Genomic DNA, 19,279 nt, shown 5'->3' with positions numbered 1-19,279 from the left:
CTACTCCGGTAGCGCCGTGATTCCCCAGGTGACCTCGAACCGCTCGTCGGGGGCGAGCATGCGCAGGTCGGTGCCCGAGTTGAAGGCGTCCGGGGGAGCGGTCATCGGCTCGACGGCGAGGCTGCCGCGGGCCGGCGACCGGTCATCGGCGCTGTAGATCATCAGCCACGGGTGGTGCTCGTCCACCCACAGCGCGACCCCGCCGCCGGGGCCGTGGACGGTGAGCGTGGCTCGCCCGTCCGGGTCGCGCTCGAGGTCGGTGAAGGCGTGGTCGAAGACGACGTCGCCGATGGGCCTGGCGCTCGTGAAGTCGTAGGCCGTCGAACCGGTCGACTCGGTGGTGGTGGGCAGCTTGCGCTCGGCGTCGGAGAGCAGCCGGGTGCGCGCGGGGGAAGCGAGCCTCCACCCGTCGACGGGGCCCTCGCCGAGGCTGAGATAGGGGTGGGCGCCCGAGGCGTACGGCGCCGGGGTGGCTGCGTGGTTGGTCGCCGCCTGGGTCACGGTGAGCCCGTCGGGGCCGAGGGTGTAGGTCACCTCGAGATCGAGGGTCCACGGGTAGCCGCTCTGCGCCATCACCCGGGTGGCCAGGGTGATCGAGCTCCGCGACTCCTCGATGGGCAGCCACTGCGCCCACCGCGCCAGCCCGTGGGAGGCGTTGTTGCGCGAGGGCTCGGTGATGGCGAGCTGATAGGACGTGCCGTCGACCAGGTAACGCCCGTCGCGGATCCGGTTGGGCCACGGCATCAGCAGCTGGCCGCTGCCGCCGCTGGACTTCGCGTCCTCGTCGAACCCGTCGACCAGATCCCGCCCCTCGTGGCGGAGCACCCGCAGCGCCCCACCGCTCTCCGTCACCATGGCGAGATATCCGCCGCCGTCGATCGTGAACTGCTCTCCGCTCGGTCTCAGCACGCGTCCAGGCTATCGAGGTGCCCCAGCCGCACCGGCCCCCGGTCGCACTAGCCTGCTGGCATGGAGCGACGTCAGCTGGAGTTCTTCCTCGCCATCTCCGAGGCGGGCAGCTTCACCAGCGCTGCCGCGAGGCTCCACGTCGCGCAGCCCTCGTTGTCGTACGCCGTGCGGGGGCTCGAACGCGAGCTGGGAGGTGCGCTCTTCGAGCGTCACGGCAGGGGAGTGCGGCTCACCCCGGCCGGCTCGGCGCTGATCGGTCCCGCCCGCCGTGTCGTACGAGGCTTCGAGCTCGCCGCGGGTGCAGTCCGGTCGATCTCCGACGAGGGTTTCGGGCGGCTGCGGATCACCTCGAGCACGGTGTGGGCGGTCGAGCCGCTGGTGCCGCTGCTGGCCGAGTTCCGTCGGATCCAGCCGGGTGCGCACGTGGTCGTCGGCGACCCGCAGCACCGCTCGGACGTGCTCGACCAGGTGCGCAAGGCCGAGGCCGACGTCGGGTTGATCGACGGCGCGCCGCCGCGTGGTCCGTTCGCCTCGCACCACCTCGTCGAGCACGAGCTGGTCGCCGTCCTTCCGCCCTCTCCCGAGGGGCCGGAGGAGGTCGGTATCGAGGAGCTCGCCGAGATCGGTCTCATCGCGACCCCTGGCGGCACGGCGCTGCGTACGTACCTGGACGCACGCCTGGAGGCCGCCGGCCTTCCCACGGAGGTCGCCATCGAGACGGCCCACGTCGCCTCGATCACCCCGTTGGTGCTCGCGCGCGCCGGGGCGGCGGTGCTGACCGAAGGCATGGCGGGCGCGGCGTCACGGGCGGGTGCGAGGGTGGTGCCGCTGTCTGCCGGTGTGCGGGTGAACGTGTCGTTGGTGTGGCTGCCCGACCGTGGTGACGCACTGGTGGAGCAGTTCGTCGAGCTTGCCCAGGACGCCAACGGGGTATAGATCTGCTCTATGTCTGCATCTGGATCCTGGTCTTGCTCATAGCGTGGACAGACTGGAATCCACGGTCGCCTAATGTCTAGTGTCTTAGACATATATGTACCGAATAGATGGAGCACCCATGCGCCGCGCCCAACGCCTCGCCGTGGCCGCCCTCACCATGGCGATGACAGCAGCCACCGTGACCGCCTGCACGACCGCGAGCGAGCGTGACGGCTTCGCCCAGAGCGACTCCGGAGGTGCCGAGAACTCGGTGGTCCTCGCCGAACAGCCCTGGGTCGACCTCCAGGTCGAGAACGAGGTCGCCGTCCAGGTGCTCCAGGAGCTCGGCTATGAGGCGAGCATCAAGAAGAACCTCTCGGTGGAGAATGCCGCGACCGCGGTCTCCTCGAGCCAGATCGACGCCTACCTCGGCAACTGGTGGCCCTCGCAGAAGCCCAGCTTCGGCCAGGCCATCGACGACGGTGACATCGAGGTGCTCTCCACGATCGTGAAGGGCACCGAGTATGCCCCGGCGATCCCCGGCGACGTCGCCGAGAAGCTCGGCATCACGTCGCTGGCCGACCTCGACGCCAACGGCGCCAAGTTCGGCAAGAAGATCTACGGCATCGAGGCGGGCTCGCCCGGCAACGAGACGATCCAGAAGGCGATCGACGAGGATGCGTACGGGCTGGGCGACTGGAAGCTCGTCGCCAGCGGCACCCCGGCGATGCTCGCCCAGGTCGACAAGGCGCAGAAGGCCGGCCAGCCGATCGTCTTCCTCGGTTGGAGCCCGCACTGGATGACGGTGGAGTTCGACGCGGTCTTCCTCGACGACCCCGACAAGGTCTGGGGCGGCGCGGGCGAGATCCGCACGGTCACGCGCAAGGGCTATGCCGACGAGAACCCGCAGATCGCGAAGTTCCTCTCCAACCTGAGGTTCACCACCGACGAGGCCGGCGAGTTCTACTACGAGCACGACAAGCAGGGCAAGGAGCTCTCCGCGATCGCCGAGGCATGGATCAAGGACAACCCGGACAAGATCGAGAAGTTCCTCGACGGAGTCGAGGACGCCGACGGCGAGAAGGCAGAGATCTGATGAGCGAGACCCAGCCGAAACAGAGCCAGCCAGAGGCTCAGCCGGAGACCCAGCCGGAGACCCAGCCGGAGACCCAGCCGGACGGGGCCGCGAGCGAGGAGGCCGTCCGGCCGGCGATCGTCGGGCGGGGTCTGAGCAAGGTCTACGGGCTCAGCCAGCGGCAGGCCGCGAAGGCGCTGGCCGCCGACGACCCGCGAGCGGCGGCGGCAGCCGCGGGCGGCTACCTCGGTGCCCACGAGATCGACTTCGAGGTCGCCACGGGCGAGATGTTCGTCGTGATGGGCCTGTCCGGGTCGGGCAAGTCGACCGTGCTGCGGATGATCAACCGCCTCAACGAGCCCAGCGCCGGTGAGCTCCTCATCGACGGCGAGGACATCACCAAGGTCTCAGACCAGCGGCTGCGCGAGATCCGTAACAACAGCATCGGCATGGTCTTCCAGCACTTCTCGCTGTTCCCGCACCGCACGGTGCGGGAGAACGCGGCGTACGGCCTGAAGGTACGCGGCATCGCGAAGTCCGAGCGCCTGGAGAAGGCCGACGCGGCCCTCGAGCGTGTCGGCCTCGGCGGTCGCGGCGACCAGCTCCCGCACGAGCTCTCCGGTGGGATGAGGCAGCGGGTCGGTCTGGCTCGCGCGCTGAGCGTCGACCCGCCGATCCTGCTGATGGACGAGCCGTTCTCGGCCCTGGACCCGCTGATCCGCCGTGACATGCAGGATCTGCTCGTCGAGCTCCAGGCGCAGGATCAGCGCACGACGGTCTTCGTCACCCACGACCTCAACGAGGCGATGCGGATCGGTGACCGCGTGATGGTGATGCGCGAGGGCCGCGTCGTGCAGCTGGCTCCCGGGCCCGAGATCGTGGCCAACCCCGCCGACGACTACGTCAGTGAGTTCGTCTCCGACGTCGACCGGGCGCGGGTGCTCAGCGCGGCCGACCTCGTGCGTCCGGCGCGGCTGGTCCTGCCCGAGGACATCTCGCCCCGGGAGGCGCTGCGTCGCCTGGGCGACAACGAGGTCAACGGTGCGTTCGTCACCGATTCCGCCGACAAGCTGCTCGGCGTCGTGACCGACGATCGTCTGGTGAGCCTGACCCGGCGCCGCGCTAAGGACGTCAGCGACGCGCTGGGCGACGACTACCACCAGGTCAGGGACAGCGACGTGGTCGGTGACTTCATGCATCTGGCCGGCAAGCAGGTCGTTCCCCTCACCGTGCTCGACGACGAGGGTCGGCTGCTGGGCGTGGTGACTCGCGGCGCGATCCTCTCGGCGCTGTCCACCGCCAACGACGACACCACGGAGGTGGCCCATGCCTGATCTTCACATCGGTGACATCGGCGAGGACATCATCAACTTCCTCACCGACAACCTCGGCCCCTTCTTCGACGGCATCAAGGAGGCGCTCAACTTCCTGCTCCGGATGGTCTACAACGTGCTCGGCGGTCTGCCGCCGATCGCGATGATCATCGTGCTCGCCGTCATCGCGCTCCTCGTCTCCCGGCAGGTCGTGCTGACCCTGGTGCTGAGCGTCGGTCTGCTCCTGATCGAGTCGATGGACCTGTGGTACGAGACGATGCAGACGACCACCTCGGTGCTCGTCGCCGCGCTCGTGGCCCTGGTGATCGGCATCCCGCTGGGCATCTGGTCGGCCTTCAGCCCACCGCTGCGGGCAGCGCTGCGTCCGATCCTCGACCTGATGCAGACGCTGCCGGTCTTCGTCTACCTGCTGCCGACGATCCTCTTCTTCGGGGTCGGCGACGCTCCCGGTCTGGTCGCCACCATCGTCTTCGCGCTGCCGCCCGCGGTCCGGCTCACCCAGCTCGGCATCATCCAGGTCGACGAGGAGACCGTCGAGGCGGCCACCGCGTTCGGCGCCGGCCGCTGGGAGATCCTGCGCGAGGTGCAGCTCCCGCTGGCCAAGGACTCGATCATGACCGGCGTCAACCAGGTCATCATGCTGGCGCTCTCGATGGTCGTCGTCGCCGGTCTCGTCGGTGGCACCGGCCTCGGTGGCGTCGTCGTCAACGCCGTCCAGGGCCTGCAGATCGGCGCCTCGATCGAAGGCGGCCTCGCCGTGGTCGTGATCGCGATCTACCTCGACCGCGTCTCCGCCGCCCTCGGTGGTCAGGGCCGCTCGCTGCCCTCGTGGTGGCCCAGGCTCGGCCGCCGCGACGGTGCCGAGGCCGACTCCGAGCCCGAGGCCGAGCGCGAGCTCGCCGCCGCCTGACCCGCTGCCCAACATCCCACGACTGGAAGGGGTCCACGTGACCATCACCGAGCTGCACCGCCCCGAGGGCGTCGTCGAGACACCGTCGGGCATCCGCGTGCGCCGAGCCGGCGCCCGGATCGGCGCCGTCATCGAGGGCCTGAGCATCGCCGAGGCCGACGACGCCCAGATCCACGACGTACGCAGCGCGCTGCTGCGTCACAAGGTGCTCTTCTTCCGCGGACAGGACGGGCTCACCGACGAGGCGCAGGGTGTCTTCGCGGCGCGGTTCGGCGAGCTCACGACGGCCCACCCGACGGTCAACACCGGCTCCGGGCGGGTGCTGCGGGTCACCGCCAACGCCGGGATGGCCGCCAACGCCTGGCACACCGACGTCACCTTCGTCGACCGGGTGCCGGCGATCTCGGTGCTGCGCGCGGTGACCCTGCCGCCCTACGGCGGCACCACGATCTGGGCCAACACCGCAGCCGCCTACGACCGGCTGCCCGCTCCGCTGCGGGCGCTGGCCGACGAGCTGTGGGCGGTGCACACCAACTCCTACGACTACGCCCAGCGCGACGAGGAGCACGACCAGCCCGACGCCAACTACTCACGCGACGACTTCGCCTCGGTCGACTTCGAGACCCGCCACCCGGTCGTCCGTGTCCACCCGGAGACGGGGGAGCGGACCCTCGTGCTCGGCTCGTTCGTCAAGGAGTTCGACGGGCTCACCTCGACCGAGTCGATCCACCTCTTCAACCTGCTCCAGGACCGGGTCACCAAGCTCGAGAACACGATCCGCTGGGGGTGGCAGCCCGGCGACGTCGCGATGTGGGACAACCGCGCCACCCAGCACTACGCAGTGGCCGACTTCGACCACCACCCGCGCGAGATGCGCCGGGTCACGATCGCCGGTGACGTGCCGGTCTCGGTCGACGGCCGTTCCTCGGTGGTGCTCAAGGGTGACGCCAGGGCCTACTCGCGCCTCGACGAGCTGATCAGCTAGTCGTCGGTCAGCACGACGATGTCGGCGCGGGCGGCGGTCATCTCGCGGGCGAACAGGTCGGTCTCGGCGATCGCCCACTCGTCCCAGCGCGGAGCGAAGGTGTCGCCGTCGCGCTCGATGCCGCGGGCGCGGCGTACCTGAGGTGGTGCGTCGACCCAGGCGAGGGCGGTGCGCAGGTCGGAGTAGGCCGCGGCGCCGCTGCCGACGCCCTCGATGACGAGCAGGGGAGCGGGCGGCACCAGGACGGTCTCGGCGAACTCACCCCGGTGCCAGTCGTAGCGACGGTAGGAGCCGGCCGCGCCCTCGACCAGAGGAGTCAGGATCGTCTCGAACTGGGCGATGCCCTCGGCGATGCCGTCCCAGCCCGCGTAGAGGTCGTCCATGTGGATCACCGGCGAGCCGGAGAGGCCGGCGACGGCATCGGCCACAGTGGTCTTGCCCGACCCGGCGGGGCCGTCGACGCAGATCACCCGCCCCGGGCCGAGGCTCGCGGGTCGGCTCATCGTGATGGTCAGCAGGTCCGCGGCGGCGTTGCCGATGCGGTCGGGCCGATCAGCGCGGGGTTGATCAGGCTGGGGCACGTCAGGAGATGCCGTACTTCTTCAAGATGTCGTTGACGTCGGCCATGTCGTCATCGTCCTCCTCGACCGCAGCGCCCTTGGACTTCTTCGAGGCACCGACCGAGGCCGGACCAGCGGCGCCGGTCACGCCGGCCTGGCCGCCACTCTCGACGCCGGGTTCCTTCCGGGCCGCTGCCCTGCTCGCCCGGGTCGACCTCTCCTTGGAAGGCAGCACGCGGGAGAGGAAGATCAGCACGATCGCGAGCGCGGCGACCGCGAAGCCGATCCAGACCGTCGGGCTGAAGACCAGACGGCCGGCCCAGTCGGCGATCGCATCGACGATCCGTCCGCCGGCGCGCAGCAGGCCGGTCAGGTAGGCGGCCGGCGCCAGCAGCGTCCACCCCAGAGCCCGTACGCCGAAGCCCAGGCCGCGCCGTCGGAACGCGACCCATGTCCAGATCGCGCCCAGCACGGTGAGCGCGGCGGCTAGTGCGAGGTAGGCGCCTTGGTCCATGCCTCCAGACTCCCACAGTGGCGGTGAGCCGCCACCCGGATATCCCCTGAGACCACCCCGAGATCAGGCTCGGGCGCGGTTCTGGCCGGGCCGGGGGCGCCGACGTGGAGTTCGGCGGTGGCGCCGCGGTGAGGTTGAATGTCCGAGATGAACGACAAGCGACTCCTCGGCACCGCGTTTCCCGGCGACACCGGCGAGACCAGTCCTGAGGTTGCGGCCGTGCTGCAGTCCTACGCAGCGGGCGAGTCCACGCACGGCGACGTGCTCAGCGCGCTGGCCGCGGCACGGGTGCTCGTGCCGGTGGTCGCGGTGCTGGGCGAGGTCGAGGTCGACGAGGCCGGTCTGGCTCACGACAAGACCTCCGACATGGCCACCGTGCTGCTCACCGGCGCCGACGGTCGTCAGGCGCTGCTGGGGTTCACCGGCACCGCTGCGCTGCGGGCCTGGCAGGCCGATGCCCGTCCGGTGCCGGTCTCGCTGCTCGACGCCGCCCAGGCCGCGGTGCACGACGGCGCCGACGCGCTCGTGCTCGACCTCGCCGGGCCGGTGCCGTTCGCGATCGAGGGTGACGACCTGCGCAAGGTGGCCGAGGGCTGGCAGCTGGCGACGGTCGGGCAGCGTACGGCGTGGGTGCGGCCCTGAAAGTCGGGGCCCTGGATTGAGACCGCAGGACTGAGGCCCAGGATTGGGCACAGCGCGGAATGTTGCAGTAACGTTCCGTGTTGACCGATCAGCCGGCGTACTTCGTCGGTTCGATCTGACAAGCGGAGATCACGAAAGCGTTCTCCCACCCGCATCGACCGCCCTGAAACACAGGTCGTCGGGTCCGGTCCCGAAGACAACGCCCTCGGGCGATGGAATCGGTGGTGCGAGCCCTGCTCGGGTGAGCGTCCTGACTGGCTTCCGCTTGGTAACTATCAGCGGAAGCCCTTTTTCATTTCCCGGACCGCCCGTGCACGCGGCCCGGGTCGCAAGGACCAAGAGCCTCCGCATCCACGACAACTGGAGGACACATCAGCACTGAGCTTCGTATCAACGACCGGATCCGGGTTCCCGAGGTCCGCCTCGTTGGTCCCAACGGAGAGACGGTCGGCATCGTGCCGACCCCTGACGCGCTGCGCCTGGCGCAGGAGGCCGACCTCGACCTCGTCGAGATCGCCCCGCAGGGCAAGCCGCCGGTCTGCAAGCTCATGGACTACGGGAAGTTCAAGTACGAGAACGCCCAGAAGGCCCGTGAAGCCCGTCGAAACCAGACGAACGTGATCATCAAGGAGATGAAGCTTCGTCCGAAGATCGACAAGCACGACTACGAGACCAAGAAGGGTCACGTCGTGCGGTTCCTCAACGCGGGGGACAAGGTCAAGATCACGATCATGTTCCGCGGTCGTGAGCAGCACCGCCCCGAGCTCGGCTTCCGCCTGCTGCAGCAGCTGGCCGACGATGTCCAGGAGCTGGGCTTCGTCGAGTCCTCGCCGAAGCAGGACGGCCGCAACATGATCATGGTGCTCGGCCCGCACAAGAAGAAGGCCGAGGCCAAGGTCGAGGCGAAGAACGCCAAGGAGGAGAAGGCCGCCGAGCGCGAGGCCGACGAGGCCGCCGAGAAGGCGGAGCGCACCGCGGCCAACGCGGGGCGTACGGCCACCAAGAAGGTCAAGCGCCGCTCGGAGAACCTCGACCCCGACATCGACGTCTGAGCGTCGACCCACTGACTTCCGCCGCCGCGGCGCCCCGTGACCGGCCGGACGACGAGAGAGAGAAGAACAATGCCGAAGAACAAGACCCACTCCGGTTCCAAGAAGCGCTTCAAGGTGACCGGTTCCGGGAAGATCCAGCGCCTGCAGGCCGGCCGTAAGTCCGGGGCTGCGTTCGCCTCCGCCCCGACCACCGGCTCGCGCAAGAAGCACCGTCGCAACGCTGGTCTGGTGGAGCTCGCCCCCGCCGACGTCAAGCGCGCGAAGAAGCTGCTCGGTCGCTGAGCGCTCGATCACCCGAACTTTCCCTAGCATTCAAGGAGCACTGAAATGGCACGCGTCAAGCGCGCAGTGAACGCTGCGAAGAAGCGTCGCACCACCCTCGAGCGGGCCTCCGGTTACCGTGGCCAGCGCTCGCGCCTCTACCGCAAGGCGAAGGAGCAGGTCACCCACTCGCTGGTCTACTCCTACAACGACCGCCGCAAGAACAAGGGCAACTTCCGCAAGCTGTGGATCCAGCGGATCAACGCCGCGGCGCGCGCCGAGGGCATGACCTACAACCGCTTCATCCAGGGGCTCAACCTGGCCGGCATCGAGGTCGACCGCAAGATCCTCGCCGACCTCGCCGTCAACGACGTGGCCGCGTTCAACGCGATCGTCGCCCAGGCCAAGGCCGCCCTCCCGGAGGACGTCAACGCCCCGGCGAGCGCCTGAGCCTGACTCTGATCGTGGGAGTCTTGGTGTCACCTGGTGGCACCGGGACTCCCACGTTTCATTTGTCCACCGACTCGATCATGGGGTGAGTGTGCTTCTCTCTGCTGCCAACGCGCGTCTCAAGGAGATCCGTAAGCTCGCCCGCCGCTCCGTGCGCGCGGAGCGAGGTCTCTTCCTGGCCGACGGCCCGAAAGCGGTCGAAGGCGCCCTCGGGGTCGATGGCTGCGTGCAGGAGATCTTCGCCACCGAGGCGGGAGCCGAGACGTACGCCTCGCTGCTCGCCGATCAGCGGGTGACCCTCGTCGAGGACCGAGCGATGGCCGGGCTCTCCGACTCGGTCACCCCGGCGGGCGTGGTCGCGCTGTGCCGGTTCCTCGACGTGCGACTGAACGACATCGCAGGGCCGCTCGTGGTGATCTGTGCGGACGTACGCGATCCCGGCAACGCCGGCACCGTCATCCGCTGCGCCGACGCGGCCGGCGCGAGCGGGGTGATCCTCGCCGGTGACTCGGTCGACCTCTACAACCCCAAGACCATCCGCGCCTCCGTCGGCTCCGCGTTCCACCTCCCGGTCGCCGTCGAGCGCGACCCGCTGGTCGCGGTCAAGGCCGCCAAGGCCGCCGGGCTCACCGTCCTGGCCGCCGACATGCACGGCACTGCCGACCTGTTCACCGCCGACGCCCTCCTGGCCCGGCCCACGGCCTGGCTCATGGGCAACGAGGCCTGGGGGCTCCCGCCCGAGCTCGCCGCCGAGGCCGACGAGATCGTGAGCATCCCGATCTTCGGTAGGGCCGAGTCGCTCAACCTGTCCACCGCGGCCGCGCTCTGCGTCTACGCCAGTGCGAAGGCCCACCACGCCGAATAGTCACTCCTGCAGGTTGAGAGGTCACCATGGAGACCTCTCAACCTGCAGGAGTGACTTCTCGACTGCGTCTTGACCTTCATCTGACCTGAAGGACGATGGTTGCGGGCATGGACGAGCCACTGTTGACGATCGGGGCGTTCGCGCGGGCCGTGGGCCTGACCGCGAGCGCACTGCGTCACTACGACGAGTGCGGGTTGCTGGTGCCGGCGGAGGTCGATTCCGGCACCGGATATCGGTATTACACCCCTGAGCTGGCCGAGCGGGCCCGACTGATCGTGGGCATGCGCGAGGCCGGGGTGCCGATCGAGACGATGCGGGTCGTGCTCGACTCGCCCGCCGGGGAGGCCCGCGATGCGTTGGCAGGCTTCCTCGAGGTCCAGAGCGCCCGCTCGGCGCGGGCCGAGGAGGCCGTACGCGGGGTGCTGGCCGCCGTCGACGCCGGCCCGGCCGCCCGGCCGGCGCTCGTCGAGCTGGCCGGTCCCGTGCTGGCCGCGGCGATCCGGCAGGTGCGGCACGCGGCCGAGTCCGACCCGGCCTCCGAGCTCGCCTCTGTGCTCATCGACGTCGGCGGCGATGCTGCCGGGGTGGACGTGGTGGCGACCAACCGCTACTGGATGGCGGTGCGGACCCTGGCGGCAGCCGCCGAGGGCGACGGCGGCCGGGCTGTGCTGTCGTTGCCCGACGCGGCCGCGCTGGCCGACCGGCTCGACGCGATCACCACCGCCGAGCTGCGGATCGCCGACGGCACCCTGACACTCGCCGGCCAGGACCTCGGCCGCGACACAACCTACCCGGCCCACCGGCTGGTGCTGGCGGGTCTCGAGCCGACCGTCACCCACGCGGTCCTGGCGAGGGCCGACCTGATCGCCGGCCTCGACGCGGCCGGCTACGCCGAGGTCGATCTCTTCCTCGGTGACCAGACGCGGCTGCGCTCACCGCACACCGCCGAGCAGAGCGACGTACGCGGCGTGGTGACCGGCCCGCCGATGCGGCTGCGCCTCGGCACCGCTCTGTTCGGTCGCGCGCTGGCGACGTGCCTGGGCGGCGAGGTGCAGCTGGCGGTGACCGCGCCCGACCGACCGGTCGTGGTCACCTCGCCCTACCAGCCCGGGTTCACCGCGCTGGTCATGCCGGTTCGCCACGACCCGGCGAGCTGAGGATGAGCCTGATCGAAGGCCAGGGGTTCCGCCCCTGGCTGGCAGCGTCGACCGCATCGGTCTTCGGTGACTCGGTGACCTTCTTCGCGCTCGGCTGGGCGGCGGCCGGCTTCGGGGCCGACGCGGCCAGCCTGGTGCTGACCGTCGAGAGCATCCCGCTCGCGGTGCTCGTGCTCGCCGGGGGAGTGCTCGCCGACCGGATCGGGATCCGTCGCACCATGGCGGCCTGCGATGCCGCGATGGTGCTGGTCATGGCCGCGTTCGCGGTCGGCGCGATCGGTGGCGCCGGCCTGTGGATGCTGATCGTGGTCGGCGCCCTCTCGGGCACCATCCAGGCGTTGCGCAGACCGGCCGAGGGCGTCTTCCCGCGGCTGTTCGGCGTGGACGACCTCGACCGACGGATGGCGCTGGTCGGCTCGGCCCACCAGATCGCGCGCACCGCCGGCCCCGCGGCCGGCGGATTCCTGCTCGGCCAGGGTGGGTTGCCGCTGACCGCGGGGCTCGACGCGGCGACCTACGTCCTCGTGCTCGCCGCGCTCCTCCTGGTGCGACCACCGCACGAGCCGGCTCCCGAGCCCGGCCACGTCTCGGTCTGGCGCAGCCTGGTCGACGGCGCGCGGGCCGCGCGCCGCACCCCGGGGGTCGTGCCGGTGCTCGTGGCCATCACCGGTCTCGCCGCGTCGGTGCTGCCGCTGGTCATGCTCGCGCTGCCGCTCGCCGGCCGCGAACGCGGCTGGAGCGCGGCGGAGACCGGCCTCGTCTCCGGCGCCTGGGTGGCCGGGGGACTGGTGATGACGCTCGTCGTCGCCCGGCGCGGCGCACCGTCCGGGCGGGTCGCGGTCGCCGGCCCCCTGGTCGCCGTCGCCGGCGTGGTGCTGCTGGGGGTGCGTACGGAGATCTGGGCGGGAGTGTTCGCGATCGGCCTCGTCGGCGTCGGCGCCACCACGCTGACCACCTACCTCTTCCCGGCCTACGTCGCGCGCACCCCGCCGGAGATGCTCGCCCGGTTCTCGAGCCTGACCCAGCTCGCGCAGACCGGCCCGGTGCTGGTCGCGACCCCGCTGCTCGGTCTCGCCGCCGGAGTCGACGTGCGTCTCGCTCTCGTCATCGTCGGCGCACTCCTCCTGGTCACCGTCCCGCCGGCCGTCCGCGTCGTCCGACTACCTGAACCGATACCCCGGGGGGTCTGATACAAGGGAAGCAAATCTGTTTCACTCGAGTGGGAGGAGTTCTCGACGGCGAAGCAGAGGAGCACGGCATGACGAACCTGAGCAGACGACGGTTGCTGGCCTCGGGAGGAGCGGCGGCCGCGGCCGGCGCGACCTTTCCGCTGTGGACGTGGGCGCCCAGCGCGTCGATCGCCGGCGTGGGAGACGGGCTCGATCCCGACTACGTCTGGGACGTGCGCGCCGACCCCGTCATCGAGCGGCTCTACGGCGAAGGCATCGACAAGGTCGCCGAGATCAACGAGATCCTCGAACCCTGGACGACCAACGACCAGCCGGTGCCCGACGGCCTGCCGGGCTATCTCGCAGACTTCATCGAGGAGGCGCGCCAGCTCCCGACCTGGGCCGACCAGGGCAAGCTGAAGCTGGCCGGCACGTTCAACGAGGAGAGGTACGGCTTCTTCCTCGCTCTCCTCTACACCCTCGGCAGCGGCCTGATCAGCTGCGCGATCAAACGAGAGGCATGGTCGGTCTACTACTCCTACGGCGGCTCCGACATGCGTGACCGGATCGCGAAGACCACAGCGCTGGGCTACGACGTGATGGACGCCCAGGGCTGGACCGCCTCGGGTCGGCTGATGGTCGACTCGGTCAAGACCCGGATGGTCCACGCCGCCGTGCGCCACCTGCTGCCGCAGTCACCGCACTGGAGAGGAGTCGGCGCGGGCCAGGAGATCCCGATCAGCCAGGCCGACATCCTGGTCACCTTCCACAGCCTCGGCACCTGGGTGATGAAGAAGTTCACCGAGTGGGACATCGCGCCGAGCCAGGAGCTGGCCGACGCGTTCCTGCACGCGTGGAACGTCGACCTCTACCTGCTGGGCGTGCAGGAGCAGTATCTGCCGAAGGACTGGGATGCGGCGTACGCGCAGTACGACCAGGTGATGGGTCCGGCCACCGGGGCGACCCGCGAAGGCGCCGAGCTGGCCCAGTCGCTGCTCGACGCGGTGATCGGCGAGGGCAACCCGGTGCTGCGCCACGAGCTGGAGTCGTTGGGCCGCTACGTGATCGGCGATGCGTACGCAGACATGATCGACTTCGACGACGACCCGGTGCTCGCTCCGATCTGGGCCTCCGCGGTGCCGCTGGTGGTGACCTCCTACAACAGCAGCGTGCCGCACATCCCGATCGTCTCCAACCTCCTTCCCGAGGCTGTGCACACGTTCATCAAGATCTACTTCTCGCCGGGCAGGTCCGCGCCGATCACGCTGCCGCTGAGCAACCGGCCCGAGTAAGGCTGAGTCAGGGCTGGGCCGGGTAGGTCGGGCTAGGGTGTCGGCGTGGACGCCCGTGATCTCGTCGATGCCCTTCCCGACGGTGTGGTCGTCGCTGACGGCGCAGGCAGCGTCGTGCTCGTCTCCGCGGTGGCCGGGCGCATGCTCGGCGTCGACCCGTGCGCGAGCCTGGGCCGGCCGCTGGGTGAGGTGCTCGCGCTGCGCAACACGGAGGGCCAGACCTGGATCGAGGCCAACCGGCCCTACACGAGCCTGCGCACGGTCATCGGCACCCCGGAGCAGACCTGGCTGCTGCCCGACGGCACCGAGGCGCTCGTCGTCTCGACCATCCGGCGACCGAGCCTCGCCGAGGATGTCGACCAGGTCTCCATCTCGCTGCGCTCCGGCCGTGGTCGCGAACGTCTCGACCGGGAGCGGTCCGATCTGGTCGCCACCGTCGCCCACGAGCTCCGTTCGCCGCTGACCGGGGTCAAGGGCTTCGTGCAGGCGCTCCTGAACCGGTGGGACAAGCTCAACGACGACCAGAAGAAGCTGATGCTCACGACGGTCGCCTCCGACTCCGACCGGCTCTCCCGGCTGATCGCCGAGCTCCTCGACGTCGCCCGGATCGACACCGGACGGCTCCAGCTCTACCCGCGCGCCAGCGACGCGCCCGTGCTGGTCACGCGCGTGGTCGAGTCGGTGCGGTCGGCGACCGCGCGCCCGGTGGCGCTCGACATCGAGGCCGGCGGCGACGACGATCTGGAGATCCACGCCGACCCCGACAAGTTCACCCAGGTCGTCACCAACCTCGTCGAGAATGCCGTACGCCACGGCGACGGCGTCGTCACCGTGAGGCTCGGCGTCTCCGCGGACGACCCCGCCCAGGTGCAGCTCGTCGTCGAGGACGAGGGCGAGGGCATCCCGAACGAGCTGCGGCAGCGGGTGTTCACGAAGTTCTGGAAGCACGGCGCCCGCGGCGGCTCGGGGCTGGGCCTCTACATCGTCGGCGGCCTGACCGGCGCCCACGGCGGCTCGGTCACGATCGCCGACGCCGACGGCGGCGGTGCCCGCATCGTGGTCGGCTGGCCCCGCACCCCGCCGTCGGCCTGACGCTCGCAGCCGATTCGGGAGGTGGGCCGTCAGGGGCGGGAGCGGGCGAGGAGGAAGATGAAGTACGGCGCGCCGATGAGGGCCACGACGAGGCCGGCGGGGACCTGGGCGGGACTGATGGCGGTGCGGCCGATGGCGTCGGCGACGACGAGGAGGACGGCGCCGACCAGTATGGCGACCGGTACGACGCGGATGGCGCGTCCGCCGACCAGCGCCCGCGCGATGTGCGGGGCGACCAGACCGACGAAGCCGACGACACCGACCGCCGAGACCGCCATCGCGGTGAGGACGGCGGCGGTCAGCAGGATCAGCATCCGGACCCGCTCCTTGGAGACCCCGACCAGTCGCGGCGTGTCCTCGTCGAGGGTGAGCAGGTCGAGCTCGCGGCGCACCATGAACGCGACCGGGACGGCGACGGCCAGGGCGACGGCGACCGGGACGACCTGCTCCCAGCTGCGACCGTAGGTCGATCCGGACAGCCAGGTGTAGATCCGCGGCGTGTCCCACGGGTTGGAGCGCACCAGCAGGAAGGTGCTGAGGGAGACCGAGCCGTACCAGACACCGATGCCGATGAGCACGAGCCGGTCGGTGTCGATCCCGTGCCGCCAGGCCAGGCCGTAGACGAGACCGAAGGCGACCAGCGATCCGATCGTCGCGGCGACGAGCATGCTGGGCGTCGAAGCCGCGGCCGAGGTGCCGCCGCTCCAGCCGGAGGACAGCCCGGTCACCACGACGACCGCTCCGACGCCGGCTCCGCCGGTGATGCCGAGGATCCCGGGCTCGGCCAGCGGGTTGCGACAGGTGGCCTGGACGAAGGTGCCCGCCAGGGCGAGCGCACCACCGGCAAGGACGGCGGCGCCGACCCGCGGCGCGCGTTCGTCGAGGGCGAACCGCACGAGCGGGATGCCCTCGCCCTGCAGCCAGGCGAGGATGTCGCCGGTGTAGAGCCATTGGTGACCGGCGAGCAGACCGACGACGGTCGACCCGACGGTGAGGGCGAGCAGCACCACGAGCACCACCAGGAACCGGACCCGGCTACGGATGGTGACGGTGGCGCCGGGTGGGCGCCGGGTCGGGCCGGAGTCACGTCCGCCGCGGGCGAGGATCACCATCACGACCGCACCGGCGATCGTCGTCGTGACGCCGGTGGGCACCGACATGGCCTCGTCCGCACCGATCACGCCTCGCACCACGACGTCGGCGACGACCACGACCAGGGCACCCACGAGACCGGCGGCCGGCAGCAGCGCGGCGTGCCGGTTCAGCGTCGGGACGACCCGGCCGAGCAGCCGGACGAGGACCGGGGCGCAGAGCCCGACGAAGCCGATCGGCCCCGCCAGCGTCACCGATGCCGAGGTGAGCAGCACCGCGAGGACGGTGCCGACCGCCCGGGTGGAGCGGACCGGGACGCCGAGCACCGAGGCGGCGTCGTCGCCGGCGGAGAGCAGGTCGAGGCGGCGGGCGAGCAGCAGACCGCAGACGGTCGCCACCACGACGACCGGTGCCACCTGCCAGAAGGCCTGCAGCCCGAGCTGGCTCAGCGACCCGCTGCCCCAGGCGAACAGGCTCGTGGTCTCCTCGGCGTAGAGGATGAGCAGCGTCGAGGTGCCGGCCTGGAGCGCGAGCGCCACAGCCGAGCCGGCCAGGATCAGCCGGGTCGTCGAGGTGCCCGCGCCGCCGGCGAGCGCGAGGACGATGCCGGCGGCCACCAGGCCGCCGAGGAATGCCGTGATGCCGGAGGCCCACAACGGGACCGACAGGCCGAAGGCGGCGACCAGGGTGACGGCGAAGTAGGCCCCGCCGGTCACCGCGAGGGTGTCGGGAGCCGCCATCGCGTTGCGCGCGAGCGACTGCAGGAGCGCCCCGGCGACGCCGAGGGCGAAACCGACCGCGATGCCCGCGGCGAGCCGGGGGATCCGCGAGCCGGTGATGATCTCCATCGTCGACGCGGTCGCGCCGTGGGACTGGTCACGACCGAGCAGCGCGTCGAGGACATCGGCGGGCCCTACGCCCGATGTGCCCTGGGTGAGATGCCAGGAGGCGGTGAGCAGCAGCCCGGCGAGCAGGCACAGGAGAACGATGGAAGCGCCTCCGGCACCTGCTCGCGAGACCTTGACGACATCGGTCACTTGAGCAGGTCGACGTACGCGTCCAGGACCTGCTCGGCCGACCTGGGACCACCGAAGGTCCAGATGCGCTCGGGGAAGGCGTGGGTGCGGTCCTCGCTGACGGCGGGGATCGACTTCCAGGCCTTGTTCTTGGCCAGCTCGGCGTTGATGTCGCCGGCGGGGTCGACGGTGCCGGTGTGGAAGAAGGTGGCGTCGCCGACGGTGGTCATGCCCTCGATGTCGGTCTGGCCGAGGCCGTACGCCGGGTCGACCTCGCCGGTCCAGGCGTTCTTCAGGCCGATCTCCTCGCCGAGCTCACCGATCAGCGAGCCCTGGCCGAAGGGCCGGATCGCCACGTTGGCGCCGTCGATCGAGCCGTCGTAGTAGACGAACTCGGTGCCGGCGGCGTCGGCGTCGGCGACCGCCTTCTTGGACGCGGCGAGCTTGTCCTCGAAGTCGCCGACGACGTCCTCGGCCCGCGCCTCCCGGCCGGTGGCCTCGGCGATCATCTCGAAGGTGGTGACCATGTTGCCGACCGGGTCCTTGGCATCGGCGCCCTTGGTCGCGAGCACCGGGACGTCGTACTTGGCGAGCTGCTTGAGGATCTCGTCGTCGGGGGTGTAGGCCTCGACGATGATCAGGTCGGGGTCGGTGCCGAAGAGCGTCTCCAGGTTGGGCTCACCCCGGAGGCCGACGTCGGTGGCGTCCTTGCCGAGCTCCTCGGCGGAGTCCCATGTGCGGTAGCCCTTCGCGTCGGCGACGGCCACCGGGTCCATGCACAGGCTGAGCAGGTCCTCGGTCTGCTGCCACTCGAGCACCGCGACCCGGGAGGCGGGCTTGTCGAGCTCGACCTTGTTGCCGTAGGCGTCGGTCAGGCTGACCGGGCCGGTCGAGGTCTTGACCCCCTCGCAGCCGGCGGAGGCCGACTTCGGGGACTTGTCGGTCTCGGTGGCGGTGGTCGTCTGGCCGCAGGCGGTGAGCAGCAGGGCCGCACACGCCGTCGTCAGGGCAGCAGTGGTCGTACGTCGAATCATGTCTTCCTCTTCGTGTCCGCCGGCGTCAGCGCCGGACGTGATGCCTGCCGCGTGGCTCGACCCGGACGCGCCCGGTCTCCAGATCGGAGGTCACCTCGATCGGGAGTCTGTACACCTGCGAGAGGTGTTCGGCGGTGAGCACGTCAGCGGGTTCGCCGGCGGCGTGCACAACGCCGTGGTGCAGCAGTACGACCTGGTCCGCCACGGCGGCGGTCTGGTTCAGGTCGTGCAGGACGACGCCGATGGCCGTCCCGTGGTGGTCCGCAAGGTCGCGGACCAGGTCCAAGATCTCGACCTGGTAGCGCAGGTCGAGGTGGTTGGTTGGCTCGTCGAGCAGCAGTACGCCGGTGTCCTGGGCCAGGCAGCTGGCCAGCCACACGCGTTGCAGCTCGCCACCGGAGAGCTGGTCGACCGGCCGGTCCGCCATCCGCGCGGTGCCGGTCAGGTCCAGCGCCCGGTCGATGCTCGCCAGGTCATCCTCGGTGAGGGCGGCGAAGCGCCGGCGGTGGGGATGACGGCCGAAGCCGACGATGTCGCGCACGGTCAGGCCCGAGGGGTGCGGGCGCGACTGGGACAGCAGGGTCACCCTGCGCGCGAACTCGCGCGCGCCCAGCGGGGCGCTGTCGTCGCCGTCCAGCGAGACCGATCCGGAGGTCATCCGGTGCAGCCGGGCGAGGGAGCGGAGCACCGTGGACTTTCCCGACCCGTTCGGCCCGATGAGTGCGGTGACCCGCCCCGACTCGAGACCGATGGAGACCCCATGGACGACGGTGGCACGGGCATAGCCGAGCACCAGGTCGTCACCGGAGAGCGCAGGAAGCATGAGGTGAGGCTATCCTAAGTAGATCCCGCGTGTTCAGGGGGTCCACGGGACGTGCAGGAGGCGTTCTGCGCGAGCCTCGACCCCGGGACCGACCGCGTGTCGGCAACCGGTTCGCCCGGGGGCGTACCGGCT

At 70.5% G+C, this 19,279-nt stretch carries 20 protein-coding genes; 14 read left to right on the top strand and 6 right to left on the bottom strand.

Annotation, left to right across the window (positions count from 1 at the left end):
- A complete protein-coding gene (locus tag FB381_RS13290) occupies window positions 1–909 on the bottom strand; it encodes an aldose 1-epimerase family protein (protein ID WP_141780724.1) in 909 nt (302 codons plus the stop codon).
- A gap of 60 nt (window positions 910–969) precedes the next feature.
- Between FB381_RS13290 and FB381_RS13285 the strand changes: the two genes are divergently transcribed.
- The 5 genes from FB381_RS13285 to FB381_RS13265 all read left to right on the top strand — a co-directional run bounded on the left by FB381_RS13285 (window position 970) and on the right by FB381_RS13265 (window position 6,128).
- Entirely contained in the window at window positions 970–1,845 is an 876-nt protein-coding gene (locus tag FB381_RS13285; RefSeq protein WP_141780723.1) for a LysR family transcriptional regulator, read from the top strand.
- Window positions 1,846–1,963: 118 nt separating this feature from the next.
- On the top strand, window positions 1,964–2,920 hold the full coding sequence (locus FB381_RS13280; protein ID WP_170225149.1) for an ABC transporter substrate-binding protein: 957 nt from the start codon (window positions 1,964–1,966) through the stop codon (window positions 2,918–2,920).
- Window positions 2,920–4,233 carry a quaternary amine ABC transporter ATP-binding protein gene (locus tag FB381_RS13275; protein ID WP_141780721.1) on the top strand — a complete coding sequence of 438 codons (1,314 nt, stop codon included), beginning with the start codon at window positions 2,920–2,922 and terminating at the stop codon, window positions 4,231–4,233. Before FB381_RS13280 ends, FB381_RS13275 begins: the two co-directional genes overlap by 1 nt.
- Complete coding sequence (locus FB381_RS13270; RefSeq protein WP_141780720.1) at window positions 4,226–5,143, top strand: ABC transporter permease; 918 nt, start codon at window positions 4,226–4,228, stop codon at window positions 5,141–5,143. The genes FB381_RS13275 and FB381_RS13270 overlap by 8 nt, the downstream gene beginning before the upstream one ends.
- A gap of 37 nt (window positions 5,144–5,180) precedes the next feature.
- Window positions 5,181–6,128, top strand: coding sequence for a TauD/TfdA dioxygenase family protein (locus tag FB381_RS13265; protein ID WP_141780719.1), 948 nt, complete (start codon window positions 5,181–5,183; stop codon window positions 6,126–6,128).
- Here FB381_RS13265 and FB381_RS13260 read toward each other — a convergent pair.
- Together FB381_RS13260 and FB381_RS13255 are read right to left on the bottom strand one after the other, a co-directional pair.
- Window positions 6,125–6,709: a nucleoside/nucleotide kinase family protein gene (locus tag FB381_RS13260; RefSeq protein WP_246088094.1), complete on the bottom strand. Its 585-nt coding sequence runs from the start codon at window positions 6,707–6,709 to the stop codon at window positions 6,125–6,127. The genes FB381_RS13265 and FB381_RS13260 overlap by 4 nt on opposite strands.
- Window position 6,710: 1 nt before the next feature.
- Window positions 6,711–7,202 (bottom strand): hypothetical protein, encoded by a 492-nt coding sequence (locus FB381_RS13255; RefSeq protein WP_141780718.1) that lies wholly within the window; start codon window positions 7,200–7,202, stop codon window positions 6,711–6,713.
- Window positions 7,203–7,349: 147 nt separating this feature from the next.
- Between FB381_RS13255 and FB381_RS13250 the strand changes: the two genes are divergently transcribed.
- From FB381_RS13250 to FB381_RS13210, 9 genes are all read left to right on the top strand, one after another.
- Window positions 7,350–7,844: an SseB family protein gene (locus FB381_RS13250; RefSeq protein WP_141780717.1), complete on the top strand. Its 495-nt coding sequence runs from the start codon at window positions 7,350–7,352 to the stop codon at window positions 7,842–7,844.
- A 371-nt stretch (window positions 7,845–8,215) separates the two neighbouring features.
- Window positions 8,216–8,896 (top strand): translation initiation factor IF-3, encoded by a 681-nt coding sequence (gene infC / locus FB381_RS13245; protein ID WP_141780716.1) that lies wholly within the window; start codon window positions 8,216–8,218, stop codon window positions 8,894–8,896.
- 69 nt (window positions 8,897–8,965) lie between these two features.
- On the top strand, window positions 8,966–9,178 hold the full coding sequence (locus FB381_RS13240; RefSeq protein ID WP_008359371.1) for a large ribosomal subunit protein bL35: 213 nt from the start codon (window positions 8,966–8,968) through the stop codon (window positions 9,176–9,178).
- A 45-nt stretch (window positions 9,179–9,223) separates the two neighbouring features.
- Window positions 9,224–9,607 (top strand): 50S ribosomal protein L20, encoded by a 384-nt coding sequence (gene rplT / locus FB381_RS13235; RefSeq protein WP_141780715.1) that lies wholly within the window; start codon window positions 9,224–9,226, stop codon window positions 9,605–9,607.
- Between the two features lie 85 nt (window positions 9,608–9,692).
- Window positions 9,693–10,472, top strand: coding sequence for a TrmH family RNA methyltransferase (locus tag FB381_RS13230; protein WP_141780714.1), 780 nt, complete (start codon window positions 9,693–9,695; stop codon window positions 10,470–10,472).
- Between the two features lie 107 nt (window positions 10,473–10,579).
- On the top strand, window positions 10,580–11,629 hold the full coding sequence (locus FB381_RS13225) for a MerR family transcriptional regulator (RefSeq protein WP_170225148.1): 1,050 nt from the start codon (window positions 10,580–10,582) through the stop codon (window positions 11,627–11,629).
- Window positions 11,630–11,631: 2 nt separating this feature from the next.
- Entirely contained in the window at window positions 11,632–12,819 is a 1,188-nt protein-coding gene (locus FB381_RS13220; RefSeq protein WP_141780712.1) for an MFS transporter, read from the top strand.
- 68 nt (window positions 12,820–12,887) lie between these two features.
- Window positions 12,888–14,090, top strand: coding sequence for an oxygenase MpaB family protein (locus FB381_RS13215; protein ID WP_141780711.1), 1,203 nt, complete (start codon window positions 12,888–12,890; stop codon window positions 14,088–14,090).
- A 45-nt stretch (window positions 14,091–14,135) separates the two neighbouring features.
- Window positions 14,136–15,182 (top strand): sensor histidine kinase, encoded by a 1,047-nt coding sequence (locus FB381_RS13210; protein ID WP_141780710.1) that lies wholly within the window; start codon window positions 14,136–14,138, stop codon window positions 15,180–15,182.
- Window positions 15,183–15,211: 29 nt separating this feature from the next.
- Here the strand turns inward: FB381_RS13210 and FB381_RS13205 are convergent, their stop codons facing one another.
- The 3 genes from FB381_RS13205 to FB381_RS13195 are packed head-to-tail and all read right to left on the bottom strand — an operon-like array spanning window position 15,212 to window position 19,147.
- Window positions 15,212–17,311, bottom strand: a complete 2,100-nt coding sequence (locus tag FB381_RS13205; RefSeq protein WP_211352421.1) for an iron ABC transporter permease — start codon at window positions 17,309–17,311, stop codon at window positions 15,212–15,214.
- Window positions 17,308–18,324 carry an iron-siderophore ABC transporter substrate-binding protein gene (locus FB381_RS13200; RefSeq protein ID WP_141780708.1) on the bottom strand — a complete coding sequence of 339 codons (1,017 nt, stop codon included), beginning with the start codon at window positions 18,322–18,324 and terminating at the stop codon, window positions 17,308–17,310. The genes FB381_RS13205 and FB381_RS13200 overlap by 4 nt, the downstream gene beginning before the upstream one ends.
- Before the next feature lie 25 nt (window positions 18,325–18,349).
- Entirely contained in the window at window positions 18,350–19,147 is a 798-nt protein-coding gene (locus FB381_RS13195; RefSeq protein ID WP_141780707.1) for an ABC transporter ATP-binding protein, read from the bottom strand.
- Window positions 19,148–19,279 lie beyond the last annotated feature (132 nt).

The organism is Nocardioides albertanoniae, from assembly GCF_006716315.1.
In the GTDB taxonomy this organism is placed as follows: domain Bacteria; phylum Actinomycetota; class Actinomycetes; order Propionibacteriales; family Nocardioidaceae; genus Nocardioides; species Nocardioides albertanoniae.
Note: the sequence above shows the minus strand (reverse complement) of the source record. Positions and strands in the feature narration are given on the sequence as shown.

Bases quoted from the DNA above. Each gene is read 5' to 3' on its own strand.
- FB381_RS13285 (WP_141780723.1), top strand. From the start codon at position 970: ATGGAGCGACGTCAGCTGGAGTTCTTCCTCGCCATCTCCGAGGCGGGC.
- FB381_RS13280 (WP_170225149.1), top strand. From the start codon at position 1,964: ATGCGCCGCGCCCAACGCCTCGCCGTGGCCGCCCTCACCATGGCGATG.
- FB381_RS13275 (WP_141780721.1), top strand. From the start codon at position 2,920: ATGAGCGAGACCCAGCCGAAACAGAGCCAGCCAGAGGCTCAGCCGGAG.
- FB381_RS13270 (WP_141780720.1), top strand. From the start codon at position 4,226: ATGCCTGATCTTCACATCGGTGACATCGGCGAGGACATCATCAACTTC.
- FB381_RS13255 (WP_141780718.1), bottom strand. From the start codon at position 7,202: ATGGACCAAGGCGCCTACCTCGCACTAGCCGCCGCGCTCACCGTGCTG.
- FB381_RS13250 (WP_141780717.1), top strand. From the start codon at position 7,350: ATGAACGACAAGCGACTCCTCGGCACCGCGTTTCCCGGCGACACCGGC.
- FB381_RS13240 (WP_008359371.1), top strand. From the start codon at position 8,966: ATGCCGAAGAACAAGACCCACTCCGGTTCCAAGAAGCGCTTCAAGGTG.
- rplT (WP_141780715.1), top strand. From the start codon at position 9,224: ATGGCACGCGTCAAGCGCGCAGTGAACGCTGCGAAGAAGCGTCGCACC.
- FB381_RS13225 (WP_170225148.1), top strand. From the start codon at position 10,580: ATGGACGAGCCACTGTTGACGATCGGGGCGTTCGCGCGGGCCGTGGGC.
- FB381_RS13220 (WP_141780712.1), top strand. From the start codon at position 11,632: ATGAGCCTGATCGAAGGCCAGGGGTTCCGCCCCTGGCTGGCAGCGTCG.
- FB381_RS13215 (WP_141780711.1), top strand. From the start codon at position 12,888: ATGACGAACCTGAGCAGACGACGGTTGCTGGCCTCGGGAGGAGCGGCG.
- FB381_RS13200 (WP_141780708.1), bottom strand. From the start codon at position 18,324: ATGATTCGACGTACGACCACTGCTGCCCTGACGACGGCGTGTGCGGCC.
- FB381_RS13195 (WP_141780707.1), bottom strand. From the start codon at position 19,147: ATGCTTCCTGCGCTCTCCGGTGACGACCTGGTGCTCGGCTATGCCCGT.